The sequence below is a fragment of the Synechocystis salina LEGE 00031 genome (genome assembly GCF_015207985.1).
Lineage (GTDB): Bacteria > Cyanobacteriota > Cyanobacteriia > Cyanobacteriales > Microcystaceae > Synechocystis > Synechocystis salina.
The window spans coordinates 73013-88782 of sequence record NZ_JADEVV010000006.1 but is presented as its reverse complement, the minus strand read 5'-3'; the positions used below and the strand labels follow the sequence as shown (position 1 = coordinate 88782).

The 15770-nt window shown below is 50.9% G+C and carries 12 protein-coding genes; 4 read left to right on the top strand and 8 right to left on the bottom strand.

What is annotated here, in order from left to right; translation table 11 throughout:
* The first annotated feature begins 207 nt into the window (after positions 1–207).
* Positions 208–519: a transposase gene (locus IQ217_RS03360; protein WP_194018916.1), complete on the top strand. Its 312-nt coding sequence runs from the start codon at positions 208–210 to the stop codon at positions 517–519.
* A 98-nt stretch (positions 520–617) separates the two neighbouring features.
* On the opposite strand, the gene IQ217_RS03355 is transcribed toward IQ217_RS03360, so the two are convergent.
* The 3 genes from IQ217_RS03355 to IQ217_RS03345 all read right to left on the bottom strand — a co-directional run bounded on the left by IQ217_RS03355 (position 618) and on the right by IQ217_RS03345 (position 4303).
* The gene (locus IQ217_RS03355; RefSeq protein ID WP_190597375.1) at positions 618–812 is read right to left on the bottom strand and encodes a hypothetical protein; all 195 of its coding nucleotides are present in this window, start codon (positions 810–812) and stop codon (positions 618–620) included.
* Positions 813–875: 63 nt separating this feature from the next.
* Entirely contained in the window at positions 876–1331 is a 456-nt protein-coding gene (locus tag IQ217_RS03350) for a divergent PAP2 family protein (protein WP_190597373.1), read from the bottom strand.
* 122 nt (positions 1332–1453) lie between these two features.
* Positions 1454–4303 carry a GAF domain-containing protein gene (locus IQ217_RS03345; RefSeq protein WP_228024196.1) on the bottom strand — a complete coding sequence of 950 codons (2850 nt, stop codon included), beginning with the start codon at positions 4301–4303 and terminating at the stop codon, positions 1454–1456.
* Positions 4304–4367: 64 nt separating this feature from the next.
* On the opposite strand from IQ217_RS03345, the gene IQ217_RS03340 reads away from it, so the two are divergent.
* Positions 4368–4580 (top strand): chlorophyll a/b-binding protein, encoded by a 213-nt coding sequence (locus IQ217_RS03340; RefSeq protein WP_010871838.1) that lies wholly within the window; start codon positions 4368–4370, stop codon positions 4578–4580.
* A gap of 178 nt (positions 4581–4758) precedes the next feature.
* Here IQ217_RS03340 and IQ217_RS03335 read toward each other — a convergent pair whose 3' ends face one another.
* The 3 genes from IQ217_RS03335 to IQ217_RS03325 form a co-directional block, all read right to left on the bottom strand.
* Positions 4759–6390 (bottom strand): DUF3352 domain-containing protein, encoded by a 1632-nt coding sequence (locus tag IQ217_RS03335; protein ID WP_194018914.1) that lies wholly within the window; start codon positions 6388–6390, stop codon positions 4759–4761.
* A 34-nt stretch (positions 6391–6424) separates the two neighbouring features.
* Positions 6425–8065 carry a DUF6930 domain-containing protein gene (locus tag IQ217_RS03330; RefSeq protein ID WP_194018913.1) on the bottom strand — a complete coding sequence of 547 codons (1641 nt, stop codon included), beginning with the start codon at positions 8063–8065 and terminating at the stop codon, positions 6425–6427.
* A 202-nt stretch (positions 8066–8267) separates the two neighbouring features.
* Entirely contained in the window at positions 8268–10409 is a 2142-nt protein-coding gene (locus IQ217_RS03325) for a caspase family protein (protein WP_228023969.1), read from the bottom strand.
* On the opposite strand from IQ217_RS03325, the gene IQ217_RS18780 reads away from it, so the two are divergent.
* Positions 10408–10545 carry a hypothetical protein gene (locus tag IQ217_RS18780; protein ID WP_228023968.1) on the top strand — a complete coding sequence of 46 codons (138 nt, stop codon included), beginning with the start codon at positions 10408–10410 and terminating at the stop codon, positions 10543–10545. The two genes, IQ217_RS03325 and IQ217_RS18780, sit on opposite strands and share 2 nt — an antisense overlap.
* A gap of 100 nt (positions 10546–10645) precedes the next feature.
* Here IQ217_RS18780 and IQ217_RS03320 read toward each other — a convergent pair whose 3' ends face one another.
* Both IQ217_RS03320 and IQ217_RS03315 read right to left on the bottom strand, forming a co-directional pair.
* Positions 10646–12652, bottom strand: a complete 2007-nt coding sequence (locus tag IQ217_RS03320) for an NAD(P)/FAD-dependent oxidoreductase (protein ID WP_194018911.1) — start codon at positions 12650–12652, stop codon at positions 10646–10648.
* Between the two features lie 64 nt (positions 12653–12716).
* Positions 12717–14459 (bottom strand): ABC transporter ATP-binding protein, encoded by a 1743-nt coding sequence (locus IQ217_RS03315; protein WP_194018910.1) that lies wholly within the window; start codon positions 14457–14459, stop codon positions 12717–12719.
* 206 nt (positions 14460–14665) lie between these two features.
* Here IQ217_RS03315 and glk point away from each other — a divergent pair, with 206 nt between their 5' ends.
* Entirely contained in the window at positions 14666–15733 is a 1068-nt protein-coding gene (glk, locus tag IQ217_RS03310; protein WP_194018909.1) for a glucokinase, read from the top strand.
* Positions 15734–15770: the final 37 nt, after the last annotated feature.

Here is a 15770-nt window from a genome sequence, read left to right as displayed (position 1 = left end):
ATAAGAGTATGGCGAAAAAAAAGAGAAATTCAGTCTGTAGAAGTACTAAAATCTCTAAACCAAAAAATATGGTTACATCCTACCGGCACTGATCTCAGTAATTACCAGTGCTCTCTGATTGCCCCTCTGTTTGCTCCAGGGAAACCTGGGGGATGTCCTCGCTCCACAGACTTGCGGCAAGTAGTCAACGCCCTCCTGTAAATCCTCATGGCAGGGATTACCTGGCCTTCACTCTCCCATGATTTTCCCAAGTGGAAAACCGTTTACCACTACTTCCGTCAGTGGCGTGATGATGGCACCCTCGAACGCATTAATCAAACTCTCCATCAGTGGGAAAGTGGGAACGCAACACTGGTCATGAGCGATCCCCTCTCACCCAGCTATGGGGTGGTGGATTCTCAATCGGTGGATACAGCAACAATGATTCATCTCGATGTGGGATTTGTCCATTTTTCTCAGTCAGGGTCAGCTTGGTTATATCTGGCATCAATTCGCATTCTACTCAGGCGCTTAGCTTAATCCTTATCATCTAATTGCTTTTCAGACATCCTCTTAACCTTCAGTTTTTTTCCTACTTTTCTTTCTTCTCGAACTCAGCTTTATAGGGGGGTAACTTTCTATCGTTTGCCCTGGAAAATTTGTTGCATCTGCTCCCACACCTGAGCGGGAGTAATCTTAAACACGAGATAAAGCACCACCAAGATAATGATAATAATGACTCCATTTTTAATGGTTGCCGTTGTCACCTTAAAAAACCAGCTTAGTACCAAGCCAATGATCAAAATAGTGGCCAGTAAAAGGATAATTTCCATGAATTTAATCTCCTGATCTCCGCTCTCAGAAAGCTTCCTTAATGCCCAATATTTTCACATCCTTCACTGCACCGGCACGGCGAAAAAGGCGATGGCAATGCCCAATGCTAAACCGGCAAAAACCTGTACCGGGGTGTGCCCCAGTAGTTCCTTTAGTCGCTCCTCCGTGAGGCTTTGATCTTCCTGAAACAATTCATCAATTAACTGATTGAGAATGCGGGCTTGTTTACCGGCGGCCTGTCTGACCCCCGCCGCATCGTACATGACAATGACGGCAAATAAACAAGCAATGGCAAACTCGTTACTGCCCCACCCTTTCTGCAAGCCGACCCCGGTGGCCAGGGCTCCCACCAACGCAGAATGGGCACTGGGCATTCCTCCGGTGGAAACCAGGGAACGGAGATTAATTTTACCGTTGCGGAAAATTTCCACGATCGCCTTAATGCCCTGGGCCAAAAAACAGGCTGCCAGGGAAATCAGAAGCACTTGGTTGTGGAATACTGCGCCAAAATCTTGCATAGATAATGCAGGCTGGAAAAAGGCCGGCCTTGGTTAAACTACCATGATCAACCATACCTTAAACTTAGGCGATCGCCGTTGCTGGCCGTGGACACCAAAGGAAAAATAACCTTAAACCCCCCTCAGACAACCAGGGAAATTTCCACCTCAGGAACCGGGATAGGCAAGGAAAAATAGAAAGTACTGCCCTGACCTAGACTGCTATGGACACCGATGGTGCCGCCGTGGTGTTCAACAATTTTCTTGCAGATCGGTAAGCCTAAGCCAGTGCCCTGGGGTTTGTCGGTGAGTACGTCTCCTCCCTGCTGAAAGGGCTCAAAAATTTTGGCTTGATCCGCCGGATGGATACCAGGGCCATGGTCGATAATTTCCACCCAGAGATAATCTTGGTGGCGGTGGCTACGGGCGATGATTAGGCCATCGGCGGTGAATTTGACCGCATTGGAGAGTAAATTAAGCACCACCTGCAAAATCCGGTTTTCGTCCCCGATAAAATTAGGTAAATCCGGTTCCAGTTCCCCCTGCAAACTAATATTTTTTCCCTGGGCTTGGGGAGTCAGGGTGGCGATCGCCCGCTCAACGATGGGGTTAATGGCACAGGGGTTTGCCTCCCAGGATTCCTGTCCTGCTTCCATTTTGGCAATGTCTAGCACATCGTTGATCAACGCAGTGAGACGGTGGGCCTCCGACTCAATGATGGCCAAATTTCGCATCACCCGTTCCGTGGCCTTGCCAAGGTGAGGCTGGGCCAGATCCAATTCTGGGATAATCACCCGCTGCAACTTATCCTGAATGACCGTGGCAAAACCCAAAATTGAAGTTAAGGGAGTGCGTAACTCGTGGGACACTGTGGCTAAAAAATCGGTTTTCATCCGTTCCACTTCCCGTTCATGGGTCACGTCCCGGATCATAATCACCGCCCCTAGGCATTGGGAATATTTACATCCATCTTCATTGGAAGTAATGCTAGTGATCAACGCTTGCCCTTGGCGACCCTGACTTAATGCCACATCGGTGGTGACCACTTGTTGCTCTTGTCTTTCCGGTTTAGCCAACAACTGATTCAAAGTGGCGGGAAAATAGGCATCTACCCCCGCGCCCAATAGTTCCAGACCTTCCAGGTCAAACATGGCCAACAGAGCTGGGTTATAGCGGGTAATGCGACCAAACAGATCAATCACTAATAGGCCATCGGCCAGATTATCAACGATCGCCGTCAGGTCAGCCAGGGTATTTTCCATGGTTTTGGACTGCTCCTGGAAGCGGGCTAACAACTGGGCTTGGTACACTGCTACGCCTAACTGATTGGCAATTTGGTGGAGTAGATGGATTTCCCTTGCTTGCCAATGGCGGGGAGCCCCATTTTGATAGGCCCCTAACAGTCCCCAGAGTTGTTCCCCCACAAACACCGGCACCGTCACAAAAGCACGAATTTCAAACTGGCGCAAATTGGCCAAATGACAATCACTAAAACCCGCTGTTTCCACATCGCCCACTGCTAAACTCTCATGCTGGCGATAGCGCCCCCCCTGGGTTTCCTGGAGATAGGTATCTTGCCAGAGGGGAAAATTATTGTTGGCATCTAGCAGGGGTTCCCACATTTGAGCTACGGACTCATGGATAAATTCCCCGCTCCAGTCTGGGTTAAAACGATAAACCAACACCCGGTCGCAACTGAGTAAATGGCGCACTTCGTCGCTGGTGGCTCGGAAAATAGTCTGTAACTCCAACGTCCGGCGAATGCCTTCAATCACCCTGGTGAGGGCCCGTTCTTCCTCTGCAATGCGAGCGAGATAATCTTTTTGGGCTTCCACTTCCCCCAGGGCACTTTGGAGCGCAGTTGATCGCCGTTGGGACTCGGTTAATAATTCTGCCTGTTGCAATGCCACCCCTAAGTTGAGGGCAATTTTCAGGGTAAACTCAATTTCCGAACTTTCCCACGCCCGGGACTCGCCATATTGGTGCACCGACAACACCCCCCAGAGGCGATCGCCAGAAAAGAGGGGCACCACCAAATTAGCCTTGGGTAATCCCAACATGGATGTAGCAAAATCCGCTCCCTGGTCGCCGGTGTCATCCATGGCCAAAATTAATCCCTTGGCAAAATGGTCAATCCATTGGGTGGACAAAGGCACTTTTTCCTTTGGGGGCACAGGGCAGAGCTTTTCGTCCGCCTGGGTTTCTGCCTGAATTTCTCCCCAGGAAAAATTTTTATTCTGCCTAATCTTAATAATGACCACCCGGTCTGCTGCCAACAAATTTCCCACCTCTGTCACTGTGGTTTGAAACAGGGAGCGTAGATCAAGGGTAAAGCGAATTTTATCGATGACATCGGCGATCGCCCGTTCCCGCTGGGCGGATTTAAGGTAGGTTTCCTTTTGGGCTTGGCCATCGGCCACCACAGTCTGCAAAGCATTTTTATGGTTCTGGCAATGAATCCAAAGCTCCGTTTTCATCAAACCCAAACAGAATAAATGGGCAATGCGCTGGGCAAATTGTTGGTCTCCAATGGGCCAGAGTCGGGCTTGGCGGAGGTATTGGAGGCTGAGGACTCCCCAATGGCGATCGTTAATCCTCAAGGGTAAATGCAATAGACTTTTAATCCCTAGGGTCCGACAAAATTCTTCCTGTACTGGTTCTAGTTCGACAAATTTATCTCCCTGCCCCCCCACTGTCCACAGGCCGTCGTGGGGTAGTTGCCCCAGTAAATGGAGCCAACGACAATCCATACAGGGTTCATCTAACTGCACAATGCCCCTGCCGGGAGCGGTAGCTTGAGCCACGAGGCGAGATTGAAGGTTCGGGAACACCGCATTCTGCACCAATAACACCCGGTCTACCCCTAGACCCCGCTGCAATCCCTCCACCACCAGTCGATAAATATGATGTAAATCCTGGGGTTGGAGAATAATTTCTAGCAGTTGATCGGCGATCGCCTGTTGGACTGCAGTGCCATGGGAAGAAGGGGTCATTGTTACATTCCTTAAAAAAGTGTTACAATAGTTAACATAAGTTTTTATTAGGAGTAATCCAATTATGACCACCCGTGGCTTCCGCTTGGATCAGGACAACCGTCTCAACAACTTTGCCATTGAACCAGAAGTTTACGTCGACTCTTCCGTACAAGCGGGTTGGACTAAATACGCCGAAAAAATGAATGGTCGTTTTGCCATGATCGGTTTTGCCTCCCTCCTAATTATGGAAGTGGTCACAGGGCACGGTGTCATTGGCTGGCTAAACAGTCTGTAGAAGAAGTAGCGTTGTCGAGCTCCTTGGACCACCCAAGTTTGGGCAGAAGTTAGACCAAAGCCCGCATTACTGGGGCCGCCTTAAAACGTTGCCAAGGGCTTTCGGCCAACTCGTCGAACCGTTAAACAAACCGGGGGAAGGGTAGTGATTTCGTCTCCTCCGGTTGCCCGAGTAAAAACTATTGCTCCGGCGCAGTTTTAAGCAACACCATCAAGTCCACCTGTCCCGTTTCCCCATCAACATTACTGGTGGTTATAGCTAAGCCGGTGATACCCTCTAAAATCGATTGGGCTTCTGGTGGCACTTCTGCCGTAGCTCCGGACAGAGCCCCAAACAAGGGCCAGACCTCCTCGAAATTAACGTAAAAATAACCATGGTTGCGCTGGGGCAAAGCAGAGGTAACCTCAGCAAAAGTCTCTCCAGTAGCGAGGGAATCGTCCCTAGGAAGGTCCACTAAAGGATCGGGGGCAAAACCAATGGTGAGCAGGAAAACATCTTCATCTAACCAGCCATAGCCCATTGCTGTTCTTTGATCGGGGCTATCCCAAAGGGTAATTTTCACCCCCTGTACCTCCTCTTGACGGGAGTCCATCCCCGGGGGCAATTCCCGACGGACTAGGTTCTCCAATTGGGTAATGGTGTTTTCCGCTGTCTGGCGATCGCCTGTTTCCAACAGAATTAAACCGCCAACGCCAAAGTCCCCCAACATGCCTCCCCGAGCTGGAACCATACCCAGCGCAAATTCCCCATCCATCCAACCAAACACATCATTGTCCAAATCCAAGGCAGTTTCCGCGGTAAAAGTGCGGCGTATTTCCTCCACTGTCGTCCCCAGGGGGGCAATGGTCTCTCCTTGACTGACCAACTGTTGCCAACGTCCCTTGATATCAGCGCCATTGAGGGCCATCAGAGCATCTGCGGGCACCCTTTCTAGGATGCGATTATCACTGGGGGGAAAGTCCATCGGCGCTCCAGGGGCCAAATTGGCGATCGCCTGGAAGTGTAATCCTTGCTCTGCGACGCCCACCCCCATCACCACAGACTCAATTTGGGCTAATTGTTCTAAGGTCTCCGGTGGTAAGCTTTCCCCGGACTGGGTCGCCATGGCCGTCAGTAGTTGACCGTAATCGAGCACATAAAATGTGGCGATGGGATTGTTCAAGCTGGCAGTCTTTTCCCATAACCCCCGGTCCTGGGACGCTGCCGCCAGGGAATTGCCCTGTTGGGTCGTGGCGATCGCCGTTTCAATGGTGCTGGTTTGGGACGCCACCACCAACTTTTCGTCCACCAAGGCATAGCTAATGGTTTCTCCCTTACCTGTCACTGCCTCCCAGAGTTTCACCCCTTCATACTCCAACTCCTGGGGAGGCGACTGCCATTGCGCCGCTAACTTTTGAAAGAATTGCAGTGCTTTGGTTTTATCCTTAACCCCCACCACCAGCAATAGATCGGTTTGATCTGCTTCCCCTGCCATCGGCACCATGGCCATCATCACATTGCCCAGCCAGGGTTGGATGTCCTGGGCATAGTTAATGTCACCGCTGGCGAGTAAATTTTCCTGTAACGTATCGCCCCATTGCTCCGGAGCAAAAGCCTGGAATTTACCCAGGGCCAACCACCGTTGTTGATCAGTTTCCACAAACCCCGCCATCATGGTGTCCGAGGGGAGCACCTGGGCTCCAGTCTGGGGAGTTAAACCCTGACCCCGGTTCATCCTTGAGTAGAGAAAAAGCCCTCCCCCCACCACAATGGCGATCGCCGCCACCGTCGCCCCGAGCACATAGGTGAGACTGGATTTCTGGGTAGTCATAGCGGCACTCTTTTAATAAAAATTTACAAAATCCCTAGAAGTCTAGGTCCACCCCCAGGGACAAACGCAGGGGTCCCAATCCCAACTCTTGGGGCGTGAGGAAGCGGGTTTCAAAATAACCCAACATATGGCGCAGTTCCGGCCTGCCCTTGGATTGTCCCGTTACCCCCATGGCAATCAGCACCGCACAATAACCCTTGGTATCCCGACAACGACGCTCCCAATTCTTTTTCGCCTGGCGGTGGGCCGGGGCGTCAAGGAGAAATTCCCCAAAGAGAAATAATTTATCCCGGCCGGTTTTGAGGATACCCAGGTCATATTTAGTTTCCGTCCAGGGGTCTCGCCCCACATTAAAACCCAGTCCGGCGATTTCTCCCTCTTGCTGGAGGCGACGAATCAAATCTTTGGCTTTGGGGCGGCTAGTTTGGATCATCAACACTGGCATCCCGTCCCCCTTTTGGCGAAACTCACCAGCTTGGTAATGAACCATGGGGGAAGAACGGAGACTGTGCACTAACTCCCAGGGCACCATGCCCAAGCTCATATAGGAATTGTCGGGAATTAAATCATCTTCTAACAGGTCATCGTCGTCTTCTTCGTCTTCCTCATCAAAGCCCAGTTGCGCTAAAAATTCCGCTGTTAGATCCGGTTGAGTGGACAGTCGTACCAGTAACTGTTCCTTGGCGACCTTGGGTTTGAGGGGGTGTTTGACCTGCACCTCTTTGCTGATTAGCTCCAAATTCTCCGCTTCAAAATCGGCGTGGTGGGCTTTGACAAAATGGGCCAACCCTTCCAGGGCACAGTAGATAGCTAAGGCTTCCCCTTCGTCAATAAAGGGACGAATACCTTCTAAGGGATGGATACTGCCAAAAATGGCCATGGCCTGGCCATCCTGGCTAGCAGAGAAAAACAGGGGGTTTTCCTTGGGCATGGTTTCCCCCTGGTCACCGGCTTCATAATTAATAAACCAGCAGTCCTGGGAGAGAAAAACCTGTTCTAAAGACTGGTTATCTTCCTCCCCCATGGCCATTTCCCGAAAGTTTTTCAGGGATTCCAGGGAACGATAGAGGATGATGCCATATTCTTCCCCCAACATCCCCATCACACAGGCGTAGAGCGGCGGCACTTCCTCTAGGCGTGGGATTTGGATAGCAATAATGTCCAAGTCAGTCAACACTTCCCAGGGGGCTAAATGCCAAATTTCCCGAGCTAACTTTTTGAGGGGGGCATCGAACAGTGGGGGAACAGAGTCCGGGCGACGGTCATCAATGCTGTCAAAGGTGCGAAAAAGTTCATCAATTAGAGGTAGTTGGGCTTGGTATTCCACATTGATATTCAAACCCTGGAGAATACCCCGCAGTAAAAACTGTAGCTCCCGGTTGCGGACAACAATTTTTTTGGGCCGACAGGGGGGCGCTGGCGATCGGGGCATCTCCATGGCCCGGATTAGGGTACGGACCACGGTTTCCATACCGGAGGTTTCAGGAATTACATCCATGGAACGCACTAATCCCTCGGTACCGTCCACCCAGAGAATGCATTCCCCCGGCTCCCCGTCTTCCCTTTCCCCCAAGGCCCCCCCATTAAACGGGCGGCGATCGCCTTCCCAGACACTCGGAATCTGTGGTAATTGCTGCAACCGATGCTGGGTAGACGAGGGCAAGGAAGATGTCATAGATGAACAATGGACGGACAAAAATAGTTAGCACAATGGCTGGGGGTGGGGAGCATTTTCAGTGGGAAAAGTAATGTCTAGAGTTAACGACCGCATCAAGGTCAATGGCATAGACAGAATCAGACCCCCTTGGTCAAGGCAAGCTCCACCAACCTTGAAACGTCTAACATCCTAACAAGGAATCCCTAGATTGCGGGCTTTTCTAAATGACTTGATACATAATGGGCAAACTTAACCAATCGGCGGTGGATAGCAATACCATGTCGTCGGGGACTGGAGCCACCGTTACTCCGTGGGCGGTTAGGTCCTGCACCAGAGCTAGGACTACAGGGAGCAAATTTTTCAACGCCAGCACCCGGGGGGGATTGTTTTCTAGGCTAGGGGGATTGGTGGAGTTGTTGCCGGTGATTTGTTGTCCCAGGGCAGTGGCGGTGGCGGGCAAGGGAAAACGGGAAAGGATTAAAAACCAATGGGCGATCGCCTTATCTCCCCCAATAATCCAGAGGGGATCGTCTGGACTGGGCCAGGTGAGTTGTTCTTTGCCCTGCAATAACTTTAGGTCTGGATGGAGAATGGCCGCCACACTCAGACCACGATTATTGACCCCAATTAAACAACCGTAGAGGGGTTCCTGGCTAAAGTTTTCCAATTCACACTGTAAAGCTTGGTTCGTAGCCACGGTGGGTAGGAAGCTGGGGGGGGCATTGGGAACGCCATTGGCCCCATTGCCCGTGCTGTTGTCCTGGGGAAGATGGGGGTAACGGGCCGATCGCCATTGGTAGGTCAAACGGGGCAGGGGGTTGTCACCGCTGGTTTGTTGCACCAATTTGAGGGCGGCCCCCAGTTGGGTACTATCTCCGTTGGCCAGCAGGGTCAGCCACTTCAAGGCGAGCAAACGGTTCAAGCAGGGGTCCAGGGCACTAATGACAGTTTTCACTGCTCCGCTAGACTCGGACTTGGTCAGGGGTTGCAGGGGATTTCCCCCCTCCGTAAATAGGCTGTAGCGATGGGCTTCTAGCTTGCCAAACACACAATCCGCACTGCCATCGCCGGCATTAATCACTGCTTCCACGGCGGCGATCGCCCCAAAGGCACTGGTGGCATCCACCCGCTCAATGCGCTCCAGGTCATGGGCTAGGGCGACGGTTAAGGCGAGGGTTTTGGGAATGGCTCGGTACATTTCCCGCAGGCCACTGCCCACCAGAGTTTCTTTTTCGGCTTCTTCGTCATTGGCTGCCGTTGAGGTTGGTGCTGACTCCGCCTTGGTTGATGCAGTGGTGGTGATCGCCGTTAAGGTAGCGCTTTGTCCTTTGACGCTTTGCACTTGCCAAAGGGTATTGTCCGGGCGATCGGGATTATCCGTTGGGTTAAGGTCATTTCCCGCCCCCATGGTTGGAACCGTTAAATAACAGGAATGCACCAGGGCCCGCTTTTGCACCAAGGGAGCCAGGGCCACAATTTGGCCTTGGAGAGAATTGCCGCCGACTAAGCCCGTTACCATGCCCTCTCCCCCCATTCCCAGGGTTGTGGGAGCTAAGAAATCCGGAGAATTATTCGGCGATCGCCATTGGGGAATTTGTTCTGTGCCTAAACGGGGAACTAGTAAATTGCGGCTATGGTCCCAAAGGCTGGCCATCGCGCTGGCGGAGTTGTTTTCCCAAAGACTCTGGGTTAGGGCCAAGGTGAATAGTCCCGCTGACTGTTTGCCCAATTGAACTTCCACCGCAGTTTGTCCAGGGCCAGTGGCGCTCATTAGGGTGATATTGCCCAAGCTTGCTTTGGCTGGGGGATTACTAGCATTGACCTCTGGAGGCATCAGCCCTCCCCGGCCCCCACTGCGACCCCGCAAATTCCCCTCAAACTCTTGGGACCCAGTGCTAAAGCCACAGTCGAGCACAAGATAGATTTGTTTGGTTTTCAGGGATTGTAACCAATTGACCAGGGTAGTGAGGGGCAGAAGATTATTTTCCTTTTCTCCGCTTAAAAATAACCCCAAATAGGGCAAAGCCTGCTCCCAGGTGGGGTTAGGGGTCATGGCCGCTGGCGGATTATAACTGCCGTAACCACTAAAGGCCACCACCACTGGATCGCCTTTTTGCACCTGTTGCCGCAGATGATTGTCAAACAAAGTTTCCAGGGCTGGCAATGTCATGGCCTGGGAGTCTAGGCCGGCCACTTTGGCAGTTTCAAAGCCGTAACGTCCCCTTAATACTTCCCCTAACAATTGCCTATCGGTGGTGCATCCCGTCAATCCCCGGCGATCGCCAGTAGATCCATCACCCTGCCCCGCCGCCAACAGTAGGGCCCACTTTTGATTCGTGTTAGATGCTAGGGATTGGCCCATGGTTCTGCCGGACCATCCCCAGGCCCAGGAACCAAGCCCCAGGGCGATGCCGCTACGTAAAAATGTCCGTCGGTCAAAGGTCATTGTCAATTCAACTCTCTCAGGCGATCGCCATGGGCCTAGCCTAGCGTTTTGAGAACTTTGGTGCTGGACACATTCCCATAATTAGATTAACAGCAATGTCTGCCCTGGTGAATGTGCTGGAGCAAACATTTTTTCCTTAATGTCACACTAATCTACTTAGATTGTTGAGCTAATTTTGGTTGAATTTGATAACCGAAACACAACAGAGAAAACCATAATTGGGGAGAAAGCTTTTCCAACCAAGTGCGGGAATTAATTAGCCACTGGGGATACCAAAAGCGGAACAAAGCATTGAGCAAAGCCTGACGGGAAAAGTCAAAATAAACTAACAGCCATTTTAATAGATCCGTGGTACCAGCCATCTGCCAAATCCAAAACAATAGTTGGGGATTTTTACGGGCCGCCTTTAGCGCTAAGCGGGAAAATAACAACCAAGTGGTGCGGTCTTTAATGAAAGTTTCCGCCACCGTGGGGGGAGAATCTGCCAATAGGCCAAAAAAAGTATTGAGCATGGCGTTAACCTGTTGGGGCGGCAACTGTTTGCCCGTCGGCACCATCATCCCCTTGGAAAACATCCAAGTCACAGCAATATTACTTTGGTAGGCTCGAATTTGATTTAATTGCTTTGCTTGGAGCAGGTCATACTGCAAAGCCGTGTGCAACAAGTCTGTCAATTTTGCTAGGTTCCTTACCAATGATCCAAACCCAGTAAATACCAACGGAGATTGTAGGGAAGCGGCATCCCCGATCGCCACTAATCGGTCTAGGGCAATGGTGCGGTCCTGGGCGCTGGTGCTAAAGTGACCAGGAATATAACCGAAGGTAGCTTTTTTCCAAGTTAACTTTTCTAGATTACAGCGACGATACTCCGGCAAAATGCTGAAAAAGTCTTCGTACATTTCCAACAATGAGCCTGGATTTTTTGGGTTAACTTGATGGTAATGGAAAAGATAAATGGTCATTTCGTCCCCTGCTCCGGGGAACAATTCCCAAATTAATTGCCTACCCCGGGAAATATCCCCATGGGAATTGAGCACATCACCATAGGCATTATCCCAAACCACCGGATCAATGCCTTCCACCACGGCCCCCACGGTGGGACACACACTGTTAAAGGTTTTACCGCCATTTAGTTGCCAAGCAATGGGGGAAGCGGTGCCCATGGCATCCACCAACAATCTGGCTTGGGCTAGTTGTGTTTGATTATTTTGCAGGTTCAGACAATGGACTACTACTTTTTTCGGGTCAATGGTGGCGTCTATAAATTCAGTTTCGTCCCAAATAGTCCCTCCCGCTTCTTGGAGTTTTTCTCCACAAATTGCCAAAAATTTAGCCGAATCTAGGGCAATGTTTAACACAGTGGGAGTGTGGAGCACATTGGCTTTGAGATGGGGGGGATTATAGGCGTCAAAAAATTTATTAAACCCGTCTCGATATTCTCGAGCAATGACGCTTTCAAATTCCTCTGGAGTGAATAAATTTAAGTCAATTAACCGCTGAAATTCATCCCGAGAAATATTCCATTCCCGATTCATGCGGCCAAAGGGCAATCGTTCAATGAGCAGGACTCGATAACCTAATTGAGCCATCACCGCCGCATGGACTGAGCCCAGGGCCCCGCCCAGGTAAATTAGGTCAAACTCAGGGGTTGCAGGGTCTAACGCCTTCGCTGTAGGAGTTTGACTGATCACTTGCTTGGGTGTTTGGGGATTGGCCACATTTTCCCGCCACCGTTGTTCCCACCAGTAAACCCGTTTGAGGTCATATTCCCCCTGGGGAAATTTCTGGAAGAATTTAACTGTTTCAGGATATCGGTCTTGCAATGCCTGGAAAATATTTTGCCGCTCTAGATCGATCGCCGGTGGGGCCGGATAGGTAGGGGGAAATTTTTGTTCTAATGCCCGCCGTAATTCCTTGGCGATCACCGTTTCTTGAGGGAAGCTGGTGTCACCCCAACGCACACATTTAAGATAGGTGGTTCTTTGTAAAGACCAAACAAAGATGGATAGTTCACTGCTTTGGCCTGAGGATCCCCTGAGTCTTAAACCCTGTTGAGTGGGCAACTTTTGCCCCACTAAGGGCGACCAAGTTCCCTGGAGCCAAGCAACAACTTCGGCGGTGGCAGGGGTGGGGACTTCACAGTAGAGCAGTTCACGCATGGGTTGGAGATGGACTTAAAACTTAACTAATTTTCCAGTAAAAGGAGTTATTGCGAGGACGAAATCAACTTAAAACTTTTTCTAACTCATGTTGTTGCCAAAGGGATTGATAAAGTCCTGACTTCTGCAGTAGTTCTTCATGGGTGCCGGTTTGGACAATGTGGCCATGGTCCATGACAAAAATGCGGTCAGCTTGGGCGGCGGCGGACAGTTGGTGGGAAACAAATAGCACTGTGTTGTTGCGGCGGGCTAAGTAATGCAAAATGCGGGTAGCGGTCTGGTTATCCACGCTGGAAAGGGCGTCGTCTAGCACCAGCAGGGGTGCATCGAGAATCAAAGCTCTAGCCAAAGCGGCCCGTTGTCTTTGCCCACCGGATAGGGTAATGCCCCTTTCCCCCACTAGGGTTTGGTAATGCTGGGGAAAATTGGCAATTTCCTGGTCTAAATGGGCCTGTTGGGCCGCCTGCTCGATCGCCGTGTCGGTTTGACTCGGATCACTGTAGGCAATGTTTTCGGCAATGGTGGTGCTGAACAAAAAGCTATCCTGGGGCACAAAGGCGATCGCCGACCGTAGATCGCTGAGGGCAATTTGGGTGATGTCGTAGTCATCAATGAACACCTGCCCAGGAGCAATATCTAGCAAACGGGGTAAGGCATTAACCAGGGTAGATTTACCGGCACCGATGGGCCCCACAATGGCTACCATTTCCCCGGGGTAAACAGTGAAATCCACCTTCTCCAGGGCCGGTAGGTCGCTGCCGGGGTAGCAATAACTCAGGCCGCGGGCAGTAATTTTTCCCGTTGCCCGAGCCGGACTAAAGGGTAAAGGTTGGGGCACAGTTAAAATTTTCGGGGTGGTGTGGAAAATAGCTTCCACCCGTTGAATGCTCACTTCTCCCCGTTGATAGGCGGTGATGGTAAAACCCAGCAGAGCAGTGGGAAATACCAACCGTTCCACTAAAATAATCAGGGCAATGAAATCCCCAATGGTGATGCTGCCATCTTGAATTAAACCTGTGCCAAAGGCCAGCAAAATGAGCAAGCTCAGGTAAGCCAGACCTTCAATGAGGGGAAAGAGAAAATTTCTAATGCGGGCCAGCTTCAGGTTCGCCTGGAGCAATTTTTGGTTTCTTGTCTGAAAAGCCTGCCGTTCGTTATCTTCCTGGGAATAAATTTTGATTAAACTGATGCCACTCATGTCCTCTTGCACCAGTTCACTCAGGGCGGATAACTCTTCCTGCACCTCTAGTTGATAATCCCGTAATTTGCCGCTGAAAAGATTAACACTCATCAGCATCAATGGATAAACGGAAATGGCTAACAAAGTGAGGGGAATGTGGAGGGCAAACATGGCCGGGATAGTCAGGGCATAGGCAAAGATGGTGTTAATCAAACTCAACACCGCAAAACCTACCAAACGGCGAATATTGTCCACATCGCTGGTGGCCCGGTTAATCAAATCCCCAATGGTATTTTCAGTAAAATAAAGAGGTTCTAGCCTGAGCAAATGGTCAAAAATTTTCTGTTTGAGCTCATATTCCACCTGTCTCCCCACCCCAAAAATAAAAATGCGGGAGGCCATGCGAATAAACCACATCAGGGAAGCCAAAATGACAATCAGCACCACAATGCGGGCCACGTCCGACGCTTCAAACGGGGGCATTAAATCATCAATGCTATCCCGCATCAAAAGAGGAATATAAACTCCCAGGGCATTGGCCAAAAACAGGGCAAAAGTTCCAGCTCCGATCGCCCGCCAATGGGGAGTTAAATAACGAAGTAACTGCTTGACGCTGGGGGCGGCCATGGACGGAACCTAAAGGGAAAACAGCCTTGATCCTAACCCATTTAACGGTTAATTTCCTCTGACCCAGGGGGAAGAACTGCACTGCTAACGTTGCTAAACCTTGCTGAAATGGGAGAATTTTGGCTTTTTATTTGGTGACCATTTCCCCCGTAGCCTAAACTGCTAAAAGACCGTGTTTTGTGTAATTTTTTGATGGCTTTGGGGCCATGGGCGTCATGGGCGTAAATTTTTTGGCAGGGGATATTGGTGGCACTAAAACTATTCTGGCCCTGGTGACGGTGAAAGATGACAGTCCTGGATTGGGTCAGCCCGTGATCCTGTTTGAACAAACCTACAGTAGTCCAGCTTTTTCCGATCTGGTGCCCATGGTGCAACAATTCCGCCAAGAAGCGGCCTTTGTGCTGGGTAATCCGGTCTCCGTCGCTAAAGCTTGTTTTGCCATTGCCGGCCCCGTGGTCGATAACACCTGTCGCCTCACCAATTTAGATTGGCATCTCAGCGGCGATCGCCTGGCCCAGGAGTTGGCCATTGCCCAGGTTGACCTCATCAATGACTTTGCCGCTGTGGGCTACGGCATTTTAGGGCTAGGGTCAGAGGATTTAACCGTACTCCAGTCCGCGCCGGTGGATCCGTCAGGGGCGATCGCCATCTTGGGAGCGGGCACCGGCTTGGGACAATGCTACGTTATTCCCCAGGGTCAAGGACGCTATCGAGTTTTTGCCTCCGAAGGAGCCCATGGCGATTTTGCCCCCCGATCGCCATTGGAGTGGCAATTGTTGGAGTATCTCAAACAGCAGTATGCCCTGTCGCGGGTTTCCATTGAACGGGTGGTATCGGGCATGGGCATCGCCGTGATTTATGAATTTTTGCGGCACCAATACCCAGAACGGGAATCAGCCCAATTCAACAAACTGTTCCAAACCTGGCACCAGGAAAAAGAGCAAGAAGCCAAAACCGTTGACTTAGCGGCGGCCGTATCCCAAGCGGCCTTAGAAGGCACAGACAATTTAGCCAGCCAGGCCATGGAGCTTTTTCTTGGTTCCTATGGCGCCGAAGCCGGGAATCTTGCCCTCAAATTCCTACCCCGAGGCGGACTTTATGTTGCCGGTGGCATTGCCCCCAAAATTATCTCCCTACTGGAAAAGGGCAGTTTTATGCAAGGCTTTAGCGACAAAGGCAGGATGCAAAGCTTAATGGGGACAATTCCCGTCAAAGTAGTACTCAACCCCAAGGTGGGTCTGATCGGAGCGGCGGTCTGCGCGGCCCAGTCCTAGGAAGTGGACATTTCCGGTTGTTAACTTTGTCTTTACC

Bases quoted from the DNA above. Each gene is read 5' to 3' on its own strand.
- IQ217_RS18780 (WP_228023968.1), top strand. From the start codon at position 10,408: ATGGTTCTGCCGGACCATCCCCAGGCCCAGGAACCAAGCCCCAGGGCG.
- IQ217_RS03345 (WP_228024196.1), bottom strand. From the start codon at position 4,303: ATGACCCCTTCTTCCCATGGCACTGCAGTCCAACAGGCGATCGCCGAT.
- IQ217_RS03360 (WP_194018916.1), top strand. From the start codon at position 208: ATGGCAGGGATTACCTGGCCTTCACTCTCCCATGATTTTCCCAAGTGG.
- IQ217_RS03325 (WP_228023969.1), bottom strand. From the start codon at position 10,409: ATGGGCCAATCCCTAGCATCTAACACGAATCAAAAGTGGGCCCTACTG.
- IQ217_RS03335 (WP_194018914.1), bottom strand. From the start codon at position 6,390: ATGACTACCCAGAAATCCAGTCTCACCTATGTGCTCGGGGCGACGGTG.
- IQ217_RS03315 (WP_194018910.1), bottom strand. From the start codon at position 14,459: ATGGCCGCCCCCAGCGTCAAGCAGTTACTTCGTTATTTAACTCCCCAT.
- IQ217_RS03320 (WP_194018911.1), bottom strand. From the start codon at position 12,652: ATGCGTGAACTGCTCTACTGTGAAGTCCCCACCCCTGCCACCGCCGAA.
- IQ217_RS03355 (WP_190597375.1), bottom strand. From the start codon at position 812: ATGGAAATTATCCTTTTACTGGCCACTATTTTGATCATTGGCTTGGTA.
- IQ217_RS03350 (WP_190597373.1), bottom strand. From the start codon at position 1,331: ATGCAAGATTTTGGCGCAGTATTCCACAACCAAGTGCTTCTGATTTCC.
- IQ217_RS03340 (WP_010871838.1), top strand. From the start codon at position 4,368: ATGACCACCCGTGGCTTCCGCTTGGATCAGGACAACCGTCTCAACAAC.
- IQ217_RS03330 (WP_194018913.1), bottom strand. From the start codon at position 8,065: ATGACATCTTCCTTGCCCTCGTCTACCCAGCATCGGTTGCAGCAATTA.
- glk (WP_194018909.1), top strand. From the start codon at position 14,666: ATGGGCGTCATGGGCGTAAATTTTTTGGCAGGGGATATTGGTGGCACT.